Below are 22,037 nucleotides of genomic sequence, written 5' to 3' on the forward strand. Positions count from 1 at the left end.
ATACACTGTCATTTACAATAAACTAGTAACTAATTAAGCAGTAATAATTACTGCAGGAATAAGGAGAAAAATATGATTAACAAATTAGTATCAAAAATCAAAAAAACAAACGCACCAATAGTTGTAGGTCTAGATCCAATGTTAAATTATGTACCAGACCATATAAAAGAAGCAGCATTTAAAGAATATGGCGAGACATTAAAAGGAGCAGCAGAAGCAATTTGGCAGTTTAATAAGGGAATAATTGATAATACATATGATCTGATTCCAGCAGTAAAACCTCAGATAGCAATGTATGAACAGTTCGGAATAGAAGGACTTATGGCATTTAAAAAGACAGTTGATTATGCAAAATCAAAAGATCTTGTAGTAATCGGAGATATCAAAAGAGGTGATATTGGTTCAACATCATCAGCATATGCAGTAGGTCATATTGGTAAAGTACAGGTTGGAAGTAAGACTTATAGTCCATTTGATGAAGATTTTGTTACAGTTAATCCATATCTTGGAACAGATGGAATAAAGCCTTTTACAGATGTATGTAAGGAAGAAAAGAAAGGTATATTTGTACTTGTTAAGACATCAAATAAATCAAGTGGAGAATTCCAGGACAGACTTATCGATGGCAAACCATTATATGAGATAGTTGGAGAACAAGTAGCAGCATGGGGCGAAGAAGTTATGGGCGATGAATATAGCTATGTTGGTGCAGTAGTAGGCGCAACATATCCAGAGATTGGTAAAGTACTTCGTAAAGTAATGCCTAAGACATATATTCTTGTTCCAGGATATGGTGCACAAGGTGGAAAAGGAGCAGATCTTGTACACTATTTTAACGAAGATGGATTAGGAGCAATCGTTAACAGCTCAAGAGGAATAATTGCAGCATACAAACAGGATAAATATGCACATATTGGAAGTGAGAACTATGCTGATGCATCAAGAATGGCAGTAGAAGATATGATAAAAGATATAAGTGATGCAATTAAAGCTGCAAAATAATAAGGAGTAATATTTATGTCAGAAAAATTTAAAGAACAGGTAGTAATAGTAAGACAGGATCAGCTTGCAAATGGTATCTACAGTATGTGGATTAAGACAGAGAATATTGCAAAAAATGCACGTCCTGGACAGTTTATATCAATATATACACATGACAGCAGTCGCCTTTTGCCAAGACCAATAAGTATATGTGAGATATCTAAAGATATGTTAAGAGTTGTATATAGAGTAGCTGGAGAAGGAACAAGACAGTTTAGTGAGATGAAAGCTGATGACAAAATAGAAGTTATGGGACCACTTGGCAATGGTTATACATTAAGAGATAAAAAAGCAGTACTTATAGCAGGTGGTATAGGTGTTCCACCAATGTTAGAACTTGCAAAACAGCTAAAATGTGATAAGACAATTGTATTAGGATATAGAGATAAAAATACATTTTTACTTGATGAGTTTAAAAAATGTGGTGAAGTTGTAATAGCAACAGAAGATGGAAGCATAGGAACAAAAGGCAATGTAATGGATGCTATAAAAGAGCAGAATGTTACAGGCGAAGTTATCTATTCATGTGGACCAAAACCAATGCTTAAAGCAGTCAAGGAATGGGGACTTTCTAATAATATAGAGACACAGATTTCACTTGAAGAGAAGATGGCATGTGGAATAGGTGCATGTCTTGCATGTGTATGTAAGACTAAGAATGAAGATGAACATTCACACGTTCATAATGCCAGAGTATGTAAAGATGGTCCGGTATTTTTTGCTGAGGAGGTAGAATTATAATGAATACAAGTGTTAATTTAGCAGGAGTTACATTGAAGAATCCTGTAATGACAGCCTCAGGAACATTTGGTTCAGGAGCAGAATATAGCGAATTTGTAGATCTTAACAGACTAGGAGCAGTAGTAACAAAAGGCGTTGCTAATATTCCATGGCCGGGTAATCCAACACCTAGAATTGCAGAAGTATACGGTGGAATGCTTAATGCTATAGGTCTTCAGAATCCAGGAATAGATGTCTTTACAAAGAGAGATATTCCATATTTAAAACAGTTTGATACAAAGATAATTGTTAATGTATGTGGAAAGACAACTGAAGATTATATAGAAGTAGTTGAAAAATTAGGAGATTATGATGTAGATCTTTTAGAGATTAATATATCATGTCCGAATGTAAAAGAAGGCGGAATTGCATTTGGTCAGAATGCAAAGAATGTTGAGAATATTACATCAACACTCAAAAAATATGCAAAACAGCCAATTATAATGAAATTAAGCCCTAATGTAACAGATATAACAGAGATGGCAAGAGCTGCTGAAGCAGGTGGAGCAGATGTTGTATCACTTATTAATACTCTTACAGGAATGAAGATAGATGTCAACAGAAGAACATTTGCAATAGCTAATAAGACAGGTGGAATGTCTGGACCAGCAGTAAAACCAATAGCTGTAAGAATGGTATATCAGGTAGCTAATGCAGTTAAGATTCCGATTATTGGTATGGGCGGAATAAGCAATTATGAAGATGCACTTGAATTTATTCTTGCAGGTGCAACAGCCGTATCAGTAGGAACAGCTAATTTCTACAATCCAACAGCTACAATAGATATAGTAGATGGAATAGAGAACTATATGAAGAAAAATAGTATTGATGATATTAATTCATTAATAGGAGCAGTAAGATAATCTGTTTTATTAAATTTATTGAGATTTTAACAGGTTTGTGTTAGTATAAAATGTGATATTGAGTCTTTAGAAGAAGAATTCTAAAGACTCTGATAATAGGAGGATAACATGGAACAGTATAAGCAGGAATTTATAGAATTTATGGTAGATTCAGATGTATTAAGATTTGGCGAGTTTACACTTAAGAGTGGAAGAAAATCACCATTTTTTATGAATGCAGGACTTTATGTTACAGGCGCACAGCTTACAAAACTTGGCGAATATTATGCAAAAGCTATTCATGACAATTATGGCGATGATTTTGATGTACTTTTTGGACCAGCATATAAAGGAATACCACTTAGTGTAGCAACAACAATGGCATTTCACAGATTATATGGCAAAGAGATAAGATATTGTTCAAACCGTAAAGAAGCTAAAGATCATGGAGATGCAGGAATCCTTCTTGGAAGTCCTATAAAAGATGGAGATAAAGTAGTTATAATAGAAGATGTAACAACATCAGGTAAATCTATCGAAGAGACATTCCCTATTATAAAAGCTCAGGGTGATGTTGAGATAGTAGGACTTATGGTATCTCTTAACAGAATGGAAAAAGGAAAAGGAACAAAGAGTGCATTAGTAGAGATAAAAGAAAAATATGGATTTGATGCTAATGCAATCGTAACAATGGAAGATGTAGTTGAACATCTTTATAACAAACCATACAAAGGAAGAGTTGTAATAGATGATACAATAAAAGCTGCAATAGATAAATATTATGTTCAGTATGGAGCAGAAAAATAATAATAAGTTTTATCGATAATAACGGAGGTGGGCTGAGAATGGAAGAAAAAGTATATAAGACAATGGGCAATGTAGGTGCATTTAATATTGTAATTGGCATATGTGTTATAGCAACAGGAATAGCCTCGGGAGTAATGTTAATTATTAATGGAGCAAGATTAATAAAGAGTAAAGCGCATGTTTTACTGTAGAGATTAGAGAAGCCACTTAATGTGGCTTCTTTAAATCGTAAAATAATAAAAATACTAATAATGTGAACAGGAGGATCGAGTGAAAGAAAGAACAGTAAAAATAATAAGTTGGATTCTGTTTTGGGGATATATATGCGTTTTGGTTTATTTTATGTTCTTTGCAGAAATATGGGGGAGAACCAGCATTTGTGAGGAGTATAGTTATAATTTGATTCCGTTTAAAGAGATTATAAGATTTATAAAATATAGAAAGCAGTTAGGTACAGTAGCTGTATTAACTAATATAGGTGGTAATATAGTTGGTTTTATGCCATTTGGATTTATATTGCCAATATTATCGCCAAAGACACGAGGAATATTTAGAATATTAATACTTACATTTGATTTAAGTTTATGTATAGAGATGATTCAGCTTGTAAGTAAAGTTGGATGCTGCGATGTGGATGATATGATATTGAATACAATAGGAGGTGTACTTGGATATATCGCATTTTATATATTCAATGCAGTAAGGAGGAGTTTTTTTGGCAAAAGATTTAAAGTTCGTAGGTAAGAAGAATGCCACCGGAGGAATTCTATCAACAATAATAGGGATAATATCACTGGTATTATTTGGACTTGCTATATATATATCATTTGAAGCTAAAGGAAAAGGCGGTAAGATGGTAGGAATAATAGGATTTATTGTTGTAATAATGACAATAATAGGAACTACATTTGGAATTAAAGGCTTTAAAGAGAAAGAAAAATATTACTTATATTCTGTAATAGGAACACTTTTATGTGGAATATTGTTATTTATAATGATTTCTATTATTGCAGTAACATTTATATAAGAGTGAATTGTAGGTAATGACAGAAACATTAAACATATATGCTTGTTGGCGAATAGATTTAAGGAGAAAACATGGATTATAGATTATTATTTAAAGAAAGTAATGAAGAAGTAAGAGAGAGATATGAACTTGCAATAGCTAGAATAAGACAGATGAAGGATGAACATGTAAAAGATAAATATGATGATTATTTTAAAAAAATATCAGCTTTTATTCTTCAGATAGACAAATTGTGGGATATGGTTCAGAAAGGTGAACTTGAGAATAAGACATTGGAAGAATTACACAATCTTAATAATCAGTTATATGAAGATATTCTTCCTGCTAATTATGAGACAAGTTATGCTAATCCGGCTTATGCGGCACAAAAACTTGGAATAGATAATGGAAGACTTTTATCTTTTATGTATATGGAGATAAGAGGAATGATAGTATATGCCTATGAGAGCAGGCTTACAGAGATTACAATACTATGTGAACTTTTCATAGAAGTTTATAACTGGTTCGAAGACGAAGAAGAACCTGATGCAGAAGAGATAAGAAAGATATTATATTGGTTTGTAAGTGATTATGCTGATGTCATGGTAGAATATGGTATAAGAGAGATAATAGATCCAGAATTATCATTTGCAAAAGATATTATAATGAATTCAGATTTGAGCGATGTTTCTTATCTATACAAATTTGGTGAATATATATCTGAGAATGAGATAAAGACAGCACAATTTTTATCAAAACTTCCTGAAGAAGATATAGACAAGATGGCATATACGTATGTAGAAGGCTTTAGAAAAGGATTCGAACTTGCCAATAAGCCACTTAATAAGAAGAAAACAGTTAATATAAGATATACATTAGGTTTTGAGAGAATCGTAAAATCAGCGATAGAACAGTTTGCAAAGCTTGGACTTGATGTTGTTATGTATCGTTCACCGGTTAATTCAAGTAACAAGAATACTTATGTCAGAACAGGATACAGTGCGATATCACCAAACAAACAGATGGATTATGATCATCGTAATGATAATGCACTTTATTTTGATAAGGCATGTATGGAGAGAAAGCTTGGAGTAATAAAATGTGCTTATGAGAAATATAAAGAGCTTGCTTATGTTCATGCAGGACCGGCAGTAATGGAGATATTTGGCGAAACACCATTTGAACCTGTTAATAAAAAAGAATGTTTTACGCTTGATGAGAAACAGCAGAAATTGCTTGTTAATTACAGAAGTGAGAGTCAAAAGATTGTTAATGAATATATAAAAGGCGAAGAAAGAAGTTTTACAATAATAGCCTATCCGATTCCGGAGATTGGAGATAAGTTTGAAGAGATATTTGCAGAAACAGTAAGAATTAATACACTTGATTATGAAAAATATTGTAAAGTGCAGGAGAATATTATTGATGCACTTAATGAAGCGGATTATGTATATGTCGAAGGTAGTGGTAAGAATAAGACTAAGATTAATGTAAACCTTTTAGAACTTAAGAATAAAGAGACAGAGACACTTTTTGAAAACTGTCTTGCAGATGTTAATATACCACTTGGCGAAGTCTTCACATCACCAAAACTTACAGGAACTAATGGTGTTCTTAATGTAAGCGAAGTGTACTTAAAAGATATTAAATTTATAAACCTTACAATAACTTTTAAAGATGGTATGATACAGGATTATACATGTGATAATTTTGAAACAGAAGAAGAAAATAAGGAACTTATAAAACAAGTTATACTTAACAATCATGATACACTTGCTATAGGTGAGTTTGCCATTGGAACTAATACAACAGCTTATGTTATGGCTAATAAGTATGATATTGTATACAAACTTCCGATACTTATAGTAGAGAAGATGGGACCACATTTTGCTGTAGGAGATACATGTTATACATGGTCAGAAGATATCAAGGTATATAATCCTGATGGAAAAGAGATAATTGCAAAAGACAATGAAGTGTCAATTGCAAGAAAAGAAGATATTAAGAAGGCATATTATGGATGCCATACAGATATAACAATACCGTATGATGAGATTGCTGAGATTACAGCAGTTAAAAAAGATGGTGACAGAATAACAATAATCAAAGATGGAAGATTTGTGCTTGCAGGAACAGAACTTCTTAACGAACCATTTAATGAATAGAACAGATAATGACAAAACTTAATGACAAAAAGTTTAAAAGTGAAATAATAAGTATTGACGGATTGAATAAGACCTAGTAAAATAACTTATAAGTAATACAGAATTAATAAGTAACATTTATAAGTCAATCTTATAAGTTGATATAAGATATAACATTAGCAATTACTGTTATGGAATATATGTTATTTAGTGAATGGTACTACAAGTTAACAATATGTTTTCAATAAAAAAGGAGAATTGATATGGCAAAAGTTGGTATAGTAATGGGAAGCGATTCAGATCTTGAGGTTATGAGCAAGGCAGCAGAGATTCTTGAACAGTTTGGAATTGATTATGATATGACAATCATTTCAGCACATAGAATGCCAGATGTATTTTTTGATTATGCTAATACAGCAGAAGAGAAGGGATACAAAGTTATTATTGCAGGAGCAGGTGGAGCAGCCCATCTTCCAGGTATGGCAGCCGCAATTTTCCCAATGCCTGTTGTAGGTGTTCCAATTCATACTAAGTCATTAGGAGGAGTTGATTCACTTTATTCAATAGTACAGATGCCAAGTGGAATTCCAGTAGCTACTGTAGCAATCAATGGTGGAGCTAATGCAGGAATTATGGCAGCTAAGATATTAGCAACATCAGATCCGGAATTACTTAAAAAATTAAAAGAATACAAAGCTGGATTAAAAGACAAAGTAATGGCAAAAAAAGAGAAACTTGAAAACGTTGGATATAAAGAATATATGAAAGAAATGTAATTTTTGGAGGTAAATTAAGATGGATTACAAGAACGCTGGAGTAGATATTGAAGCAGGATACAAAGCAGTTGAGCTTATGAAAGAACATGTTAAGAAGACAATGAGACCAGAAGTATTAGGTGGACTTGGTGGATTCTCAGGAGCATTTTCACTTGAAAAATTCAAAGGAATGGAAAAACCTACACTTGTATCTGGAACAGACGGTGTTGGAACAAAGCTTAAACTTGCATTTTTATTAGACAAACATGATACAATCGGTATTGATTGTGTAGCTATGTGTGTTAATGATATTGCATGTGCAGGTGGAGAACCATTATTTTTCCTTGATTATGTAGCATGTGGCAAGAATGAACCAGAGAAGATCGCAACAATCGTAAGTGGTGTTGCACAGGGATGTCTTCAGTCAGAAGCAGCATTAATCGGTGGAGAGACAGCAGAGATGCCAGGATTTTATCCAGTAGATGAATATGATCTTGCAGGTTTTGCAGTAGGAATTGTAGACGAAAAAGATTTAATAACAGGTAAAGATATAGCAGACGGAGATGTATTAATTGGTATAACATCATCAGGTGTTCACAGTAACGGATATTCACTTGTAAGAAAAGTATTTAATATGAGTGCAGAATCACTTAATACATATTATGACTGCCTTGGTAAGACATTAGGTGAAGCATTACTTACACCAACTAAGATTTATGTAAAAGATTTAAAAGCTGTAAAAGCAGCAGGTGTTAAGATTAAAGGATGTAGTCATATTACAGGTGGTGGTTTCTATGAGAATGTACCAAGAATGTTACATGATGGTGTAAGAGCATATATTAAGAAAGACAGCTATGAGATTCCTGCAATATTCAAGATGCTTTCAGAAGACGGAGATATAGCAGAAGAGATGATGTACAATACATTTAATATGGGTATTGGTATGGTACTTGCAGTAGATAAAGCAGATGAAGCAAAAGTATTAGAAGCACTTAAGAGTGTTGGAGACACAGCATATGTAATAGGTGAAGTTAAGGCAGGCGAGAAGGGAGTAACCTTATGCTAAAAATATGTGTTTTAGTATCAGGAGGCGGAACTAATCTTCAGGCACTTATAGATGCAATTAATGACAAGAGAATAACTAATGCGAAGATAGAAGTAGTTATTAGTAATAATAAGAATGCTTATGCACTAGAACGTGCTAAAAATAATAATATAGCAGCAGAGTGTATATCACCAAAGGATTTTGAAAACAGAGATATCTTTTATGAACATTTAAAAGAGACAATTGACAGTTACAAAGTAGACTTGATTGTACTTGCAGGCTATCTTGTAGCAATACCAGGTTCAATAGTAGAAGGATACAAAAATAAGATAATTAATATCCATCCTTCACTAATACCATCATTTTGTGGAAAAGGTTATTATGGATTAAAAGTTCATGAAGGAGTATTAGCAAGAGGAGTCAAAGTAACAGGTGCTACAGTACATTTTGTTGATGATGGAACAGATACAGGTCCTATTATTTTACAAAAGCCAGTATTAGTTAAACAGGATGATACACCACAGATACTTCAAAGAAGAGTTATGGAAGAAGCAGAGTGGCAGATACTTCCTAAAGCAGTAGATTTGATAGCTAATAACAAAGTAACAGTAACAAGTGACAAAAAAGTTATGATTAGTGAATAGTCGGAGGCATAGAGATGAAAGTACTTATTGTAGGCAGTGGTGGAAGAGAACATGCTATAGCATGGAAAGTTTCACAGAGTAAAAAAGTTGATAAAATATATTGCGCTCCAGGTAATGCAGGTATAGCTCAGATAGCAGAATGTGTAGATATTGGAGCAATGGAATTCGATAAATTAGTTGCCTTTGCAAAAGAAAAAGCAATTGATTTAACAATTATCGGAATGGATGATCCACTTGTAGGTGGTGTTGTAGATGCTTTTGAAAAAGAAGGACTTAGAGTATTTGGACCAAGAAAAAATGCAGCAATATTAGAAGGCTCAAAAGCATTTTCAAAAGATTTGATGAAAAAATATAATATTCCTACAGCAGCGTATGAGAACTTCGATTCACCAGAAAAAGCACTTGAATATTTAAAGACAGCAAAGTTCCCAATTGTTTTAAAAGCTGACGGACTTGCACTTGGAAAAGGTGTTCTTATCTGTATGACAAGAGAAGAAGCAGAAGAAGGTGTTAAGACACTTATGCTTGATAAACAGTTTGGTAATGCAGGTAATACAATTGTAATCGAAGAATTTATGACAGGACGTGAAGTATCAGTTCTTTCATTTGTAGATGGCAAGACAATTAAGATTATGACATCAGCACAGGATCATAAGCGTGCAAAAGATGGAGATCAGGGACTTAATACAGGAGGAATGGGAACATTTTCACCAAGCCCATTCTATACTAAAGAAGTAGATGAATTCTGTCATAAGTATATATATCAGGCAACTGTAGATGCTATGAGAGCAGAAGGAAGAGAATTTAAAGGAATTATATTCTTTGGACTTATGCTTACAGAAGATGGACCAAAAGTTCTTGAATATAATGCAAGATTTGGAGATCCAGAGACACAGGTTGTTCTTCCAAGAATGAAGAACGACATAGTAGAAGTGTTTGAAGCATGTATAGATGGAACACTTGACAAGATAGAATTGCAATTTGAAGATAATGCAGCAGTATGTGTTGTACTTGCTTCAGATGGATATCCTGTTTCATACAAAAAAGGCTTTGAGATAAAAGGATTAGACAATTTTGTTAATCGCGATGGTTATTATGTTTTCCATGCAGGAAGTAAACTTGTTGATGGTAAGATAGTAACTAATGGAGGAAGAGTTCTTGGCGTAACAGCAGTTGGTAAAGATCTAAAAGCTGCAAGAGCTAATGCATATGAGGCAACAGAATGGATAGATTTTGAGAATAAATATATGCGCCATGATATTGGAAAAGCTATTGACGAAGCATAGATAATTATAAAATGTTAGATAAAAGACTATTGCAATAATAATTTAATTAATTGCAATAGTCTTTTTCTATATAATAATCAGAAAATTAATTTTTCAAAACAAATAATCAAGACATTATATTAATTATTATTTTATGTAAATTATTCATTAAAAAAATACGAAATAACCCTTAGAGAAATCATGAAAAAGAATAATAATATGCATTGTTGGAGTTTTTAGATACATGTAAACCTAGTAAGGGGGAAAAAGTATGAAAAGAATACATAAAAAACGTACATTAGCATTAATCATGGCGATGATTTTAGCATTAACGTATAATTTATACTATTTTGGACAGCTATATGAGATATCAGTATTTGCAGCTACAGAAGCCACAGTTAATGGAGACCAGGTTAATGTAAGAACAGGACCTGGTACGTCAAATGCTGTATTGACTGATTCTAATGGTGCGAGAATACAATTATATACAGGACATAAAGTATCAATAGAAGATAAAGCAATGGCAGCAGATGGCGCACAATGGTATAAGATAAGATTTGACTATAATGGCGCATCTTATGAAGGATATATGCATGGAAGTTATGTGACAATAGATAGTACGAATGAAGATATAGATCCAGACACAGATTTTGAAGCATATCTTAATGCACAAGGATTTCCAGAGACATATAAAGATTCATTAAGACAGTTGCATGCAAAATATCCGTCATGGGTATTTAAAGCAGACCATCTTCCGTATGATTTTAATGAAGCAGTAAAAGAAGAGAGCATTGTCGGAAGAAGTCTTATAGCATATAACTCAATAAGTTCATGGAAATCATTAGAAACAGGAAGTTATGACTGGAATACTGGTACATGGTACAGCTTTGACGGAAGTGCATGGGCAGCAGCATCAAAAGAACTTGTTGCATATTGTATGGATCCACGTAATTTTTTAGATGAGACATATATATTTCAATTTGAGGCACTATCATATGATGCAGGATTACATACAAGAGATGGTGTAGAAAAATTAATATCAGGAAGTTTTATGAGAGATGCAGTTGTAGAGAATAATCAACCTTATGCAGATGCATTCATAGAAGCAGCCAGACAATCAGGAGTAAGTCCATACCATCTTGCAGCAAGAGTAATACAGGAGATGGGTATAAATGGAGAAAGTGGAAGTATATCAGGAACATATGCAGGATATGAAGGAATCTACAACTATTATAATCAAGGTGCGTATGTTCATGATGGAAGAAGTGCAATAGAGAATGGACTTATATATGCAATGACACCTGATGAATACTCGCTAAGACCATGGAATACCAGAATTAATGCAATGATAGGTGGAGCGAAGATAATAGGTAAGAATTACATAAGTATAGGTCAAGACACATTATATTATCAAAAATTTGATTTTGTAGGTACACCATATACACATCAGTATATGACACATATCTTAGCACCAAGCAGTGAAGCAATTAATATGTCAAAAGCATATACACAAGATATGAAAAATCAGATGACAATAGTATTTAAGATACCAGTTTATAATAATATGCCACAGAAAACAGCACAAAAACCAACATCAGACGGAAGCCCTAATAATGTACTTAAGAGTATAACAGTTTCAGGATATTCACTGACACCAACATTCTCAAAATTTACACAGGAATATGATGTAATAGTTAATAATGACGTGAAGATGATAGATATAAGTGCACAGGCAATGGTATCAGGTACATCAGTATCTGGAGCAGGAACTTATGGAATACTTGTTGGTAACAATAAGATAGAGATAAAAGTAACAGCTGAGAATGGTGCGTCAAGAATATATACAATTAATGTTGTACGACTAGATGAGTCAGGAAGTAATACAGGCAAGAATAATATACCTATAATACAGGAATCAGAACAAAAAGCATCAGTGTCAAGTGACATACTAAAAATTGATGATGGTTCTAAGAAGATTACAGCAGTAACACCGGGAAAGACATGTGATGAGATAAAAAGTCAGATAAAATTGTCGGCAGGATATACAATGAAAATTGTAAAACCAGATAACAATGAGAATACAGGAACAATTGCAACAGGGAATAAGTTATGGGTAACCGATTCGGCAGGAAATATAGTGTTAGAATATACTTTTGTTGTATATGGAGATGTAACAGGTGATGGTATAGTTAACTCGCTTGATATGTTATATATAAAAAGACATATTCTTGGAATAAGTACACTTACAGGAGCATATCTAGAAGCAGGTGATACTAATAGAGCTAATGATGGAATTAACTCACTTGATATGCTATATCTCAAGAGACATATTCTTGGTATAAAGACGATACAGCAGTAATGATAATAATAATACAGATTATATTTTGGAATTGGGGGAAATATTATGAGACATAGAATAAGACAAGTAATATTTATAATTACTGTTTTTGCGGCAATGATATTATATATGCCAAGAGCAGTATATGCATCAGATGGAACGATAAGTATATCATCAACGGCATCAACAACAGGTAATGAAGTAAGTATAAGTGTAAGCGTAAGCGGTAATGCTGAGATAGGAACAGTAGATTTGTGGCTTACTTATGATCCATCAATAATAGAAGCAGTTAGTGGCTTTGATGGTGGTGGTGGTGGAAGAATACATATTCTGTCATCAGATAATACAAGTTTTACAGTAAAATTTAAAACAGTAGGAGTCGGTGACTCTACAATAAACATTGATACGTCAACAACTTATGTATATAACTATAATCCATCAGATGGTGATTATATGAATTATTCAGTATCACCAGGTAAAGTATCAGTAAATGCACCAAAGACATATTCTGCTAATAATAATCTGAAAACTTTAGCAGTAAGCCCTGGTACCTTAACACCACAGTTTCAGACATCAATTACAGAATACAAGCTTACAGTACCACAAGACTGTGAAAGACTTAATGTAAGTGCACAGACAGAAGATAATACAGCAACCGTAGCAGTAAGTGGCACACAGATGGATTATGGTGACAATACAACATATATAAAAGTAACAGCCGAAAATGGAGAGACTAAGACATATATAATATATACTAAACGAGAAGGCGAAGAAGCGACAGAAACAGAGACATCAAAAGAAGAAGTGACAATAGAGGTAAAAGTTGGTGGTGAAACATATCATATTAATACAGACTATGAAGCACATCCATTACCAGAAGGCTTTGAAGAAAAAGAATATGTATACAAGAAACAGACAATAAAAGCAGGTATTGGAATATCCAAGAAATTAGTAATCTTTTATCTTGAAAAAAATACCGGAGAAGAAGAAAGCGGCGGCTTTTATATATACAATGAAGAAGCAGATGAGTTCTATAAGATGATAAATCTGACTCAGGCACAGGGAATATATACAATAATAGATTTTAAAGATGGGGAAGTTGATATACCTGCAGGATATCAGGAGACAGATGAGATAATAGACGGTATATCAAGAAGAGTCTATGTTGGGGAAGATAAGAATAGTTTTTTAATATACCTTATGAATTATAATGGTGAATGTGGATGGTATAGAATAGATAGAGATGAGAATACAATTCAGCGTTATTTTGCAGAAAATATAACAGGAGAAGAGACAGCTAAAGAGAGTGAATCAGCAACAGATGCAGAACAAAAAGTAAAAGAAGCGGAAGAAAAACTTGAAAAAGAGAAGACCGAAAATCAAAGTAGAATTAAAAAAATGCTTATAGCAATAATTATACTTGCAATATTCTTAATACTTATAGTATTCTCTTTCCTTGCGTATGTATTGAAGATAAAAGGCAAAAAAGAAGACAGGGAGATATTAGAAGAGGAGAATAATATACAACCTTTAGTAAAAACAGATTCGGATGCAGGTATTACCAACGATGATACTTATGAGAAGAGTGAAGGCGTGATAGAAAAAGATGAAAGAACACTTGGAAACAGTGTATCAGAACTTATAGAAGAATGGGAGCACATTGATAGCGAAGATGGTAACTCAACAGATGAAGATACTAAAGAACTTGATAAAACCCAATATATTGGTAATACATTAGAATTAGCTGATACTAATGTTGCAGAAGATGATAGCAAAAAAATTAACAGCTATGATGATATAGAACTTAACAAGATATATGAAGATACAGAAGATGAAGACAGTGAAGATATAAAAAGCGATACTAAGATTGTTATCAACGAGAATGGCGAGACAGTTATGTTGCATGAAGGAGTTGAAGCTCAGGATGATGATTTTATAGATCTTGATGATAATTAAGAAAAATCATAATTAAGAAAAAATAAAAGAATAAAGTATTGTCAATACCAGCAGGATGTATCATTCTGCTGGTATTGACAATTTAGTACAACTGTTATAACATATATATAACAAAGCATATATTTGAGGTGGTTATATGATAATAACGATTGATTTTAATAGTGATGAAGCTATTTATATGCAGCTGCGCAACCAGATTATAATAGGAATTGCCAACTCAGAGATGCATGAAGGAGACTCGCTTCCATCTGTAAGGCAACTTGCTGATAGCGTTGGGATTAATATGCATACAGTTAATAAAGCATATTCAGTTCTCAAACAGGAAGGATTTATAAAGCTTGACAGAAGAAAAGGAGCAGTTGTGGCAGTTGATATGGATAAACTTCAGGCAGAGGCTGACTTATGTCAGGATTTGAGAATAATTATTGCAAAAGCATTATGCAAGAATATATCTCCAGAAGAGATACATAATATTGTAGACAGTATTATGGGAGAATATTTAGAATGATTATATAATCAGAGGATATTTAGAATGGTTATATAATCAGAGATATTTAGGATGATTATATAAGCAGAGGATATTTAGAATGGTTATATAATCAGAGATTTTTAGGATGATTATATAAGCAGAGAATGTTTAGAATGGTTATATAATCAGAGATTTTTAGGATGATTATATAAGCAGAGAATGTTTAGAATGGTTATATAATCAGAGGATATTTAGAATGATTATATAAGCAGAGGTTTATTATTGGATAATTATGATATATAGACTCGCAATTATCTGAGATTATTATAGCAGGAAGGAGCGTATGTTTAACATACAAACAATACTATGCAGAGCAGATATACGACATTAGCACAAAAAGCACTGTTATGTGCAAAAGATATGGCACATGACACATCTCATAATGAAATTGGTAGTGAACACATACTTTTAGGTCTTCTATATACAGAAGGCGGGGTGGCAGGTGCAGTTTTAAAGAATCATGAAGTAGATAAGATGAAAGTATTAAAATTTGTTACGGAGATATATAATGGAGAAGAGAGCAATCTCAAAGAACGTCCGGGATATACACCAAAAGCAGAGCAAATACTTAATAATGCACAGGAAGAATCAGATAAGTTTAATTCAGAACTTATTGGAACAGAACACATACTTATGGCAATGTTAAAAGAGACAGAATGTATTGCAACTAAGATGCTTATGACAATGGGGCTTAATATACAGAAGATATATATGGATGTTCTTGTTGCTATGGGAGAAGATGCTAACCTTTATAAAGAAGAATTCCAAAATGGAAGACCAAGACAGAAGAATGCAAGACAACAATCAATACTAGCTCAATACAGCAGAGATTTAACACAATTAGCAAAAGAGAAAAAGCTTGATCCGGTAATAGGAAGAGAAGATGAGATAAGACGTGTTATTCAGATTTTAAGCCGTAGAACTAAGAATAATCCATGTCTTATAGGAGAACCCGGAGTTGGAAAGACAGCAATAGCCGAAGGAATGGCAATGAGAATTGTTGAAGGAATGGTTCCTGATACATTAAAAGACAAGAGAATTGTTACATTAGATCTCTCAGGAGTTGTAGCAGGCTCTAAATACAGAGGAGAATTTGAAGAGAGAATAAAGAAGATTATAGCTGAAGTAAAAAGCAATCGTAACATATTACTCTTTATAGATGAGATTCATACAATAATCGGTGCAGGTGGTGCAGAAGGAGCGATAGATGCTTCTAATATTTTAAAACCATCACTTGCAAGAGGTGAGATACAGATAATCGGAGCAACAACAATATCTGAATATAGAAAATATATAGAAAAAGATGCTGCACTAGAGAGAAGATTTCAACCGGTTAATATAGAAGAACCATCAGAAGAAGAAACAGTAGAGATATTAAAAGGACTTAGAAAAACCTATGAAAAACATCATAAAGTTACAATAACAGATGATGCATTAAAAGCAGCAGCAGCAATGTCAAAGAGATATATAAATGACAGATTTCTTCCGGACAAAGCAATAGACATTATAGATGAAGCTGCATCAAAAGCAAGATTAGGTGATTTTAGTTATCCAGTCAAGATAAAAGAAACAGAGAACGAGATATTACGTTATACAAGAGAACGAGAAGAAGCACTTGTTAATGGCGAATATGATACAGCAAAAGAGATTAGCACAAATCTTGAAAAAGCAGAAGCAAAGTTAAAAAGACAAAAAAACAGATGGGAAAAGACAAATTCACCACATGGATTAGTTGTAGATGAAGATGATATAGCAGCAATAGTATCAATGTGGACAAAGATTCCACTTAAAAAACTTGCAGAAGAAGAATCAGAAAAACTTCTTAATCTTGAAAAAACACTACATGAGAGCATAATAGGTCAGGAAGAAGCTGTAAGTGCTGTAGCAAAAGCTATTAGAAGAGGCAGAGTAGGATTAAAAGATCCAAACAGACCAATTGGTTCATTTTTATTCTTAGGCCCTACAGGTGTTGGAAAAACCGAATTATCAAAGACATTATCAAAAGTTATGTTTGGAACAGATAACTCAATGATAAGAGTAGATATGTCTGAATATATGGAAAAACATAGTGTATCAAAGATAATTGGTTCACCACCAGGATATGTAGGACACGAAGAAGGTGGACAATTAAGCGAAAAAGTAAGACGTAATCCATATTCAGTTATATTATTTGATGAGATTGAAAAAGCACATCCTGATGTATTTAATATTCTTTTACAGGTACTTGACGATGGAAGAATAACCGATTCAACAGGTCGTGTTGTAGATTTTAAGAATACAATAATAATAATGACATCAAATGCCGGAGCAGAGAGTATAATACAGCCTAAAACTTTAGGATTCACAAAAGAACAGGATAAGAAGAAAAACTATGAAGCTATGAAAGCTAATGTCATGAATGAAGTTAATAGGTTATTTAAGCCGGAATTTATCAACAGAATAGATGAGATTATAGTATTCCATTCACTTAGTAAAGAAGATATAGCAAAGATAGTTGACATAATGTTTGCAAAAATAGCTGACAGAGCAAAGAACCAGCTTGGAATCACTCTTAATATTGACAGTAAAGCCAAAGAATATATAATTGAAAAAGGCTATGATGAAAAATATGGAGCAAGACCTTTAAGACGAATAATACAGAGTAATGTAGAAGACTTATTAGCTGAGGATATACTTGCAGGCAGAATAAAAGCTGGTAATGATGTAATGATAACATGCGAAGATAACCAATTATCTATTAATGCAAGATAAGATGAAATGCAAGATAAGATGCAAATGAACATGTTGTTATTAAAGTGTTTTTACAAGCAAAGTTAATAATACAATATAGTAAAGCCACAACAATATATTAGTAACAGTACAATGACTTATATGAAGTTTGAGATACAAGTAGAAATAAAACAATACGTTAGTCATTGAATATATTGTTGTATACAAGACTAAAAGTATGAGCAAAAATGAGATGCAATAATATACTAAGTTTTGCAAAAATAATTAAGAAGTAAAATTTCTATAAAGGACACAAAATCACTAGAAATGTATAGAAAAATATTATATAATATTTTTACAGAAACACAAAAGGAATATCTTTAGACTTAGGAGGGCAAGACAATGCCAGTGATAAAAGAATTAATAAGAACAGAAGCTGATGGAACATTGAGCTTTGGCAATTATGAATTAGATAAGAAATCAAAAGTAGAAGATTTTGAAATTGATGGAGATATCTACAAAGTAAAAACATATAATGAGATTACTAAGTTAGAAAAGAATGGAATGTTTGTTTACGAATCAGTTCCAGGTACAGCGGTTAATAATCTCAAATTTACAGATAAAGAAGTTGCATTTAGTGTTGAGGGCAAAGAAGATGCACAGATAACACTTGAACTTGATGAATCAACTGAATATAAAGTATTAATCGATGATACTAATGTTGGCAAGATGAAGACAAACTTAAGCGGTAAGCTTGTTTTAAGTGTAGAACTTTCAAGTGGAAGCAGTTCAGACATTAAAGTAATCAGATTATAATATATTCATAAAACGAGGTAATCAGGTTGCATTATATCTACATGTTAACAATGATTGGATTAAGGTGTATTTTGATGTTAAATTGATTAGATTATGAATATTTATATGTAGAAGTTATATTATATAATAATGATATAAGATGTGTTTTTAATAGCAGATAGAATACTATCATCATGCTATGATAAGCACAAGAAGAATATAGACGTATATGAAAATAGCTATGAGCCAGTCCTCATAGCTATTTTTACATAAACAAGAAAGGTTCTAAACACTCCCCCAAGTAAAGCTTAGAACCAAAGTTTAGAACCCAAAAAGAAAGGAAGATTAAAAAATGGCAAAAGCAAAAGAAAGCATGTTTTTTTGCAAAGAATGTGGATATGAATCAGTAAAATGGCAAGGACAATGCCCTGGGTGCAAAGAGTGGAATACATTTGTTGAGCAGCCAGTTGCAAAGACATCAACAGGAAAGGCAAAGACAGTCAGAAAATTGACAGATATAAAAGAACCTGTTTCAATAAATAAAGTTAAATATGATGAAAATGAAAGAACACAAACAGGGTTTAATGAGTTAGATAGAGTACTTGGAGGCGGAATAGTGAGAGGATCTTTAGTCCTTGTTGGTGGAGATCCAGGAATAGGAAAATCAACACTTTTATTACAGGTTTGCAGAAATCTATCCGATAAAGAAAATAGAGTATTATACATATCAGGAGAGGAATCACTTAGTCAGATAAAGATGAGAGGAGAGCGAATAGGAACATTTAAAGATAGTATGCTCTTGTTATGTGAGACAAATCTAGAGACAATAGAAGACACAATAAAGAGACTAAATCCTGATGTTGTTGTAATAGATTCTATCCAGACTATGTTCAGTGAAGAAGTAACATCGGCACCAGGAAGTGTAAGTCAGGTAAGAGAGACAACTAATATACTTATGCAGATAGCAAAAGGAATGAACATTACAATTTTTATTGTTGGGCATGTGACAAAAGAAGGTGTGGTAGCAGGTCCAAGAGTATTAGAACATATGGTTGATACAGTACTATATTTTGAAGGTGACAGACATGCGTCATATAGAATATTACGAGGAGTCAAAAATAGATTTGGATCAACCAATGAAATAGGTGTATTTGAAATGCACGAAGAAGGTCTAAAGGAAGTAACCAATCCATCCGAATATATGTTAGATGGGCGACCTGAAGATGCTCCGGGTTCAGCAACAGCATGTCTTATAGAAGGAACCAGACCTATACTTGTAGAAGTTCAGGCTTTGGTATGTCAAAGCAATTTTGGCATGGCAAGGAGAACAGCAGCAGGCGTGGACTACAACAGAGTTAATCTATTGATGGCAGTGTTGGAAAAGAGAATAGGATATCAGTTATCAGGATGTGATGCATACGTTAATATAGCTGGTGGATTAAAAATAAATGAACCCGCAATAGATCTTGCGATAGTTATGTCGCTCATATCAAGTTTTAAAAATCGTAATATAGACAATAAGATGGTCTTTTTTGGAGAAGTAGGACTATCGGGAGAAGTAAGAGCGGTAAGTATGGCAGAACAGAGAATACAAGAAGCAGTAAAACTTGGATTTGATACATGCGTTTTGCCACAAACATCATTAAAGAGCTTAAAGAAAGAACTTAATATAAAATTAATAGGTGTAAACAACATAAAGGATGCAATTGCAATAATATAAACATCCTTAAAAATGTTTGCATACAAATGTTTGGAGGTTTGCAATATGCAGGAAAAAATTATAAACGAAATACGTGGAACAGTAGAAAAACTAGATGCATCCCAACTTGAAGCAGAGAAACAGGCTTTTGATGTAATAAATTCATCAGATACATCGTTAAATCTTGTAAAAGAAGGAATAACAAGCATAGAGTCAATTATTAGTAAGATTGATGAATTAAATAAAATAGTTGCAGTATCATCAGAGAATATAAAACAATTAGAGCAGTTATCAAAGATGATTGAGAACTTTGCAGGAGTAATAGCAGGAATTGCAAATAAGACAAATATGCTTTCCTTAAATGCATCAATTGAAGCAGCAAGGGCAGGGGAGCATGGAAGAGGATTTGCAGTAGTAGCAAGTCAGGTAAGAGACTTGGCATCGCAATCATCAAAGTCATCAAAAGAAATTTCGGATACAATAAAAGAAGTCCAGACATTTGTAAAAGATACAGTAGAATCGATGAATAAAATATTTGAAAATGCTACAAACCAGAATAAAATGGCAGGTGATGTAGGAGAATTACTTAGTAAAATTCTTGAAGCAGCATATACATCAAATGAAGTATCTAGAAAAATGGAACATGAAATAGCATATCAGAGAGATATAACAGATTCTGTAAAAGCAAGCATTTCACAGCTTTCAGAATAGTATATTTACAATAAAAAAGTGATTTTTCTATGATTTAATATGAAAATCATTTTATAATGATGAACTTATAATATTTAATAAGTTTAATAAGAGTAGCTATTATAATGATGAACTTATGATATTTAATAAGTTTAATAAGAATAGATATTATAATGGTGAACTTATAATATTTAATAAGTTTAATAAAAATAGTTATTAGGCATAAACAAAATCTTTTATTAATCGCTTTCTTGTGATTAAAACATATTTTAAGAGGATGTTTGTGCCTAATCTTTATGTCATAGAGATGATAAAAGACTTAGGTTCAAAGTTACAAAAGTGTGGACAATGATTCTTTATTAGAGACAGAAATAGTCATATATCAAATATCAAGAGCTGGCTTACAGATAAATATAAGATTCTAATCCATAATAATCTATAATAATGATAATAATAAAAAATATCAGTTCTTCATTCTACTTTTATTTTTATGACTTTGGAGAAAAAAAGGTAAAAGCAGATTTAAAACAGGCGCTATAGTATTTGCAAGTGGTTAAAGAATGAAAACAATACATAGACGAGACAAGAAGACACTCAATTCAAGCAACAACATATGACAATTGGGAATTGATTAACTTTAATAAAAAGTCGAAAAATGGTTGACAGCATAAAAAACATTTGGTATTATAGCTGATGTCAGCAAGACAGAGACGAATTACAAACACATATTAATGAATAAAAAAAGTGTTTTGATAAAAAGTTAAAAAAGTTGTTGACAAGTCAGAAAAAGTGATATATACTTAATAAGTCGCTTAGATGACAATAAACACAGAACTTTGAAAACTAAACAATAAAACAACCTTGAAAATTCCAGTTCCAACGAAGTTGGAACGAGAACATTTTTGAAAAAGTTGTGCTGAACTTAAAACAGTAAAAACGAGGATAAATTAGCCAAGAGTTGATTTTGAATCAGATTCAAACTTTATTTGAGA

At 32.6% G+C, this 22,037-nt stretch carries 19 protein-coding genes; all 19 read left to right on the forward strand.

Going from position 1 to position 22,037, the window contains the following annotated elements; genetic code table 11:
- The first annotated feature begins 72 nt into the window (after positions 1–72).
- The 19 genes from pyrF (at position 73) to KQI85_RS10200 (ending at position 21,066) form a co-directional block, all read left to right on the forward strand.
- Positions 73–1,002, forward strand: coding sequence for an orotidine-5'-phosphate decarboxylase (pyrF, locus tag KQI85_RS10110; protein ID WP_216575964.1), 930 nt, complete (start codon positions 73–75; stop codon positions 1,000–1,002).
- Between the two features lie 15 nt (positions 1,003–1,017).
- Positions 1,018–1,782: a dihydroorotate dehydrogenase electron transfer subunit gene (locus tag KQI85_RS10115; protein ID WP_216575965.1), complete on the forward strand. Its 765-nt coding sequence runs from the start codon at positions 1,018–1,020 to the stop codon at positions 1,780–1,782.
- On the forward strand, positions 1,782–2,684 hold the full coding sequence (locus KQI85_RS10120; RefSeq protein WP_216575966.1) for a dihydroorotate dehydrogenase: 903 nt from the start codon (positions 1,782–1,784) through the stop codon (positions 2,682–2,684). The genes KQI85_RS10115 and KQI85_RS10120 overlap by 1 nt, the downstream gene beginning before the upstream one ends.
- A 108-nt stretch (positions 2,685–2,792) precedes the next feature.
- On the forward strand, positions 2,793–3,470 hold the full coding sequence (gene pyrE, locus KQI85_RS10125) for an orotate phosphoribosyltransferase (RefSeq protein ID WP_216575967.1): 678 nt from the start codon (positions 2,793–2,795) through the stop codon (positions 3,468–3,470).
- A 38-nt stretch (positions 3,471–3,508) separates the two neighbouring features.
- Positions 3,509–3,661 carry a hypothetical protein gene (locus KQI85_RS10130; protein WP_216575968.1) on the forward strand — a complete coding sequence of 51 codons (153 nt, stop codon included), beginning with the start codon at positions 3,509–3,511 and terminating at the stop codon, positions 3,659–3,661.
- Between the two features lie 79 nt (positions 3,662–3,740).
- The gene (locus KQI85_RS10135; protein ID WP_216575969.1) at positions 3,741–4,214 is read left to right on the forward strand and encodes a VanZ family protein; all 474 of its coding nucleotides are present in this window, start codon (positions 3,741–3,743) and stop codon (positions 4,212–4,214) included.
- Positions 4,186–4,497 carry a DUF6142 family protein gene (locus KQI85_RS10140; protein ID WP_216575970.1) on the forward strand — a complete coding sequence of 104 codons (312 nt, stop codon included), beginning with the start codon at positions 4,186–4,188 and terminating at the stop codon, positions 4,495–4,497. The genes KQI85_RS10135 and KQI85_RS10140 overlap by 29 nt, the downstream gene beginning before the upstream one ends.
- Before the next feature lie 71 nt (positions 4,498–4,568).
- Entirely contained in the window at positions 4,569–6,641 is a 2,073-nt protein-coding gene (locus tag KQI85_RS10145; RefSeq protein ID WP_216575971.1) for an aminopeptidase, read from the forward strand.
- A gap of 242 nt (positions 6,642–6,883) precedes the next feature.
- The gene (gene purE / locus KQI85_RS10150) at positions 6,884–7,396 is read left to right on the forward strand and encodes a 5-(carboxyamino)imidazole ribonucleotide mutase (protein ID WP_216575972.1); all 513 of its coding nucleotides are present in this window, start codon (positions 6,884–6,886) and stop codon (positions 7,394–7,396) included.
- Positions 7,397–7,415: 19 nt separating this feature from the next.
- Positions 7,416–8,441 carry a phosphoribosylformylglycinamidine cyclo-ligase gene (gene purM / locus KQI85_RS10155; RefSeq protein WP_216575973.1) on the forward strand — a complete coding sequence of 342 codons (1,026 nt, stop codon included), beginning with the start codon at positions 7,416–7,418 and terminating at the stop codon, positions 8,439–8,441.
- Positions 8,435–9,064 carry a phosphoribosylglycinamide formyltransferase gene (gene purN / locus KQI85_RS10160; RefSeq protein WP_216575974.1) on the forward strand — a complete coding sequence of 210 codons (630 nt, stop codon included), beginning with the start codon at positions 8,435–8,437 and terminating at the stop codon, positions 9,062–9,064. Before purM ends, purN begins: the two co-directional genes overlap by 7 nt.
- Before the next feature lie 14 nt (positions 9,065–9,078).
- The gene (gene purD, locus KQI85_RS10165; RefSeq protein WP_216575975.1) at positions 9,079–10,350 is read left to right on the forward strand and encodes a phosphoribosylamine--glycine ligase; all 1,272 of its coding nucleotides are present in this window, start codon (positions 9,079–9,081) and stop codon (positions 10,348–10,350) included.
- A 250-nt stretch (positions 10,351–10,600) separates the two neighbouring features.
- Entirely contained in the window at positions 10,601–12,688 is a 2,088-nt protein-coding gene (locus tag KQI85_RS10170; RefSeq protein ID WP_216575976.1) for a dockerin type I domain-containing protein, read from the forward strand.
- Positions 12,689–12,733: 45 nt separating this feature from the next.
- The gene (locus KQI85_RS10175; protein WP_216575977.1) at positions 12,734–14,623 is read left to right on the forward strand and encodes a cadherin-like beta sandwich domain-containing protein; all 1,890 of its coding nucleotides are present in this window, start codon (positions 12,734–12,736) and stop codon (positions 14,621–14,623) included.
- 136 nt (positions 14,624–14,759) lie between these two features.
- Complete coding sequence (locus KQI85_RS10180; RefSeq protein WP_216575978.1) at positions 14,760–15,131, forward strand: GntR family transcriptional regulator; 372 nt, start codon at positions 14,760–14,762, stop codon at positions 15,129–15,131.
- A 327-nt stretch (positions 15,132–15,458) separates the two neighbouring features.
- The gene (locus KQI85_RS10185; protein ID WP_216575979.1) at positions 15,459–17,903 is read left to right on the forward strand and encodes an ATP-dependent Clp protease ATP-binding subunit; all 2,445 of its coding nucleotides are present in this window, start codon (positions 15,459–15,461) and stop codon (positions 17,901–17,903) included.
- A 360-nt stretch (positions 17,904–18,263) separates the two neighbouring features.
- The gene (locus KQI85_RS10190; RefSeq protein WP_216575980.1) at positions 18,264–18,677 is read left to right on the forward strand and encodes an endosialidase; all 414 of its coding nucleotides are present in this window, start codon (positions 18,264–18,266) and stop codon (positions 18,675–18,677) included.
- A 331-nt stretch (positions 18,678–19,008) separates the two neighbouring features.
- Entirely contained in the window at positions 19,009–20,376 is a 1,368-nt protein-coding gene (gene radA, locus KQI85_RS10195; protein WP_216575981.1) for a DNA repair protein RadA, read from the forward strand.
- A gap of 45 nt (positions 20,377–20,421) precedes the next feature.
- The gene (locus tag KQI85_RS10200) at positions 20,422–21,066 is read left to right on the forward strand and encodes a methyl-accepting chemotaxis protein (RefSeq protein ID WP_216575982.1); all 645 of its coding nucleotides are present in this window, start codon (positions 20,422–20,424) and stop codon (positions 21,064–21,066) included.
- Positions 21,067–22,037 lie beyond the last annotated feature (971 nt).

Source organism: Falcatimonas sp. MSJ-15 (assembly GCF_018918265.1).
Lineage (GTDB): Bacteria > Bacillota > Clostridia > Lachnospirales > Lachnospiraceae > Falcatimonas.

Excerpts from the sequence above, each read along its gene's own strand:
- pyrF (WP_216575964.1), top strand. The coding sequence starts at position 73 with ATGATTAACAAATTAGTATCAAAAATCAAAAAAACAAACGCACCAATA.
- KQI85_RS10115 (WP_216575965.1), top strand. The coding sequence starts at position 1,018 with ATGTCAGAAAAATTTAAAGAACAGGTAGTAATAGTAAGACAGGATCAG.
- KQI85_RS10120 (WP_216575966.1), top strand. The coding sequence starts at position 1,782 with ATGAATACAAGTGTTAATTTAGCAGGAGTTACATTGAAGAATCCTGTA.
- pyrE (WP_216575967.1), top strand. The coding sequence starts at position 2,793 with ATGGAACAGTATAAGCAGGAATTTATAGAATTTATGGTAGATTCAGAT.
- KQI85_RS10130 (WP_216575968.1), top strand. The coding sequence starts at position 3,509 with ATGGAAGAAAAAGTATATAAGACAATGGGCAATGTAGGTGCATTTAAT.
- KQI85_RS10145 (WP_216575971.1), top strand. The coding sequence starts at position 4,569 with ATGGATTATAGATTATTATTTAAAGAAAGTAATGAAGAAGTAAGAGAG.
- purE (WP_216575972.1), top strand. The coding sequence starts at position 6,884 with ATGGCAAAAGTTGGTATAGTAATGGGAAGCGATTCAGATCTTGAGGTT.
- purM (WP_216575973.1), top strand. The coding sequence starts at position 7,416 with ATGGATTACAAGAACGCTGGAGTAGATATTGAAGCAGGATACAAAGCA.
- purN (WP_216575974.1), top strand. The coding sequence starts at position 8,435 with ATGCTAAAAATATGTGTTTTAGTATCAGGAGGCGGAACTAATCTTCAG.
- purD (WP_216575975.1), top strand. The coding sequence starts at position 9,079 with ATGAAAGTACTTATTGTAGGCAGTGGTGGAAGAGAACATGCTATAGCA.
- KQI85_RS10170 (WP_216575976.1), top strand. The coding sequence starts at position 10,601 with ATGAAAAGAATACATAAAAAACGTACATTAGCATTAATCATGGCGATG.
- KQI85_RS10175 (WP_216575977.1), top strand. The coding sequence starts at position 12,734 with ATGAGACATAGAATAAGACAAGTAATATTTATAATTACTGTTTTTGCG.
- KQI85_RS10180 (WP_216575978.1), top strand. The coding sequence starts at position 14,760 with ATGATAATAACGATTGATTTTAATAGTGATGAAGCTATTTATATGCAG.
- KQI85_RS10185 (WP_216575979.1), top strand. The coding sequence starts at position 15,459 with ATGCAGAGCAGATATACGACATTAGCACAAAAAGCACTGTTATGTGCA.
- KQI85_RS10190 (WP_216575980.1), top strand. The coding sequence starts at position 18,264 with ATGCCAGTGATAAAAGAATTAATAAGAACAGAAGCTGATGGAACATTG.
- radA (WP_216575981.1), top strand. The coding sequence starts at position 19,009 with ATGGCAAAAGCAAAAGAAAGCATGTTTTTTTGCAAAGAATGTGGATAT.
- KQI85_RS10200 (WP_216575982.1), top strand. The coding sequence starts at position 20,422 with ATGCAGGAAAAAATTATAAACGAAATACGTGGAACAGTAGAAAAACTA.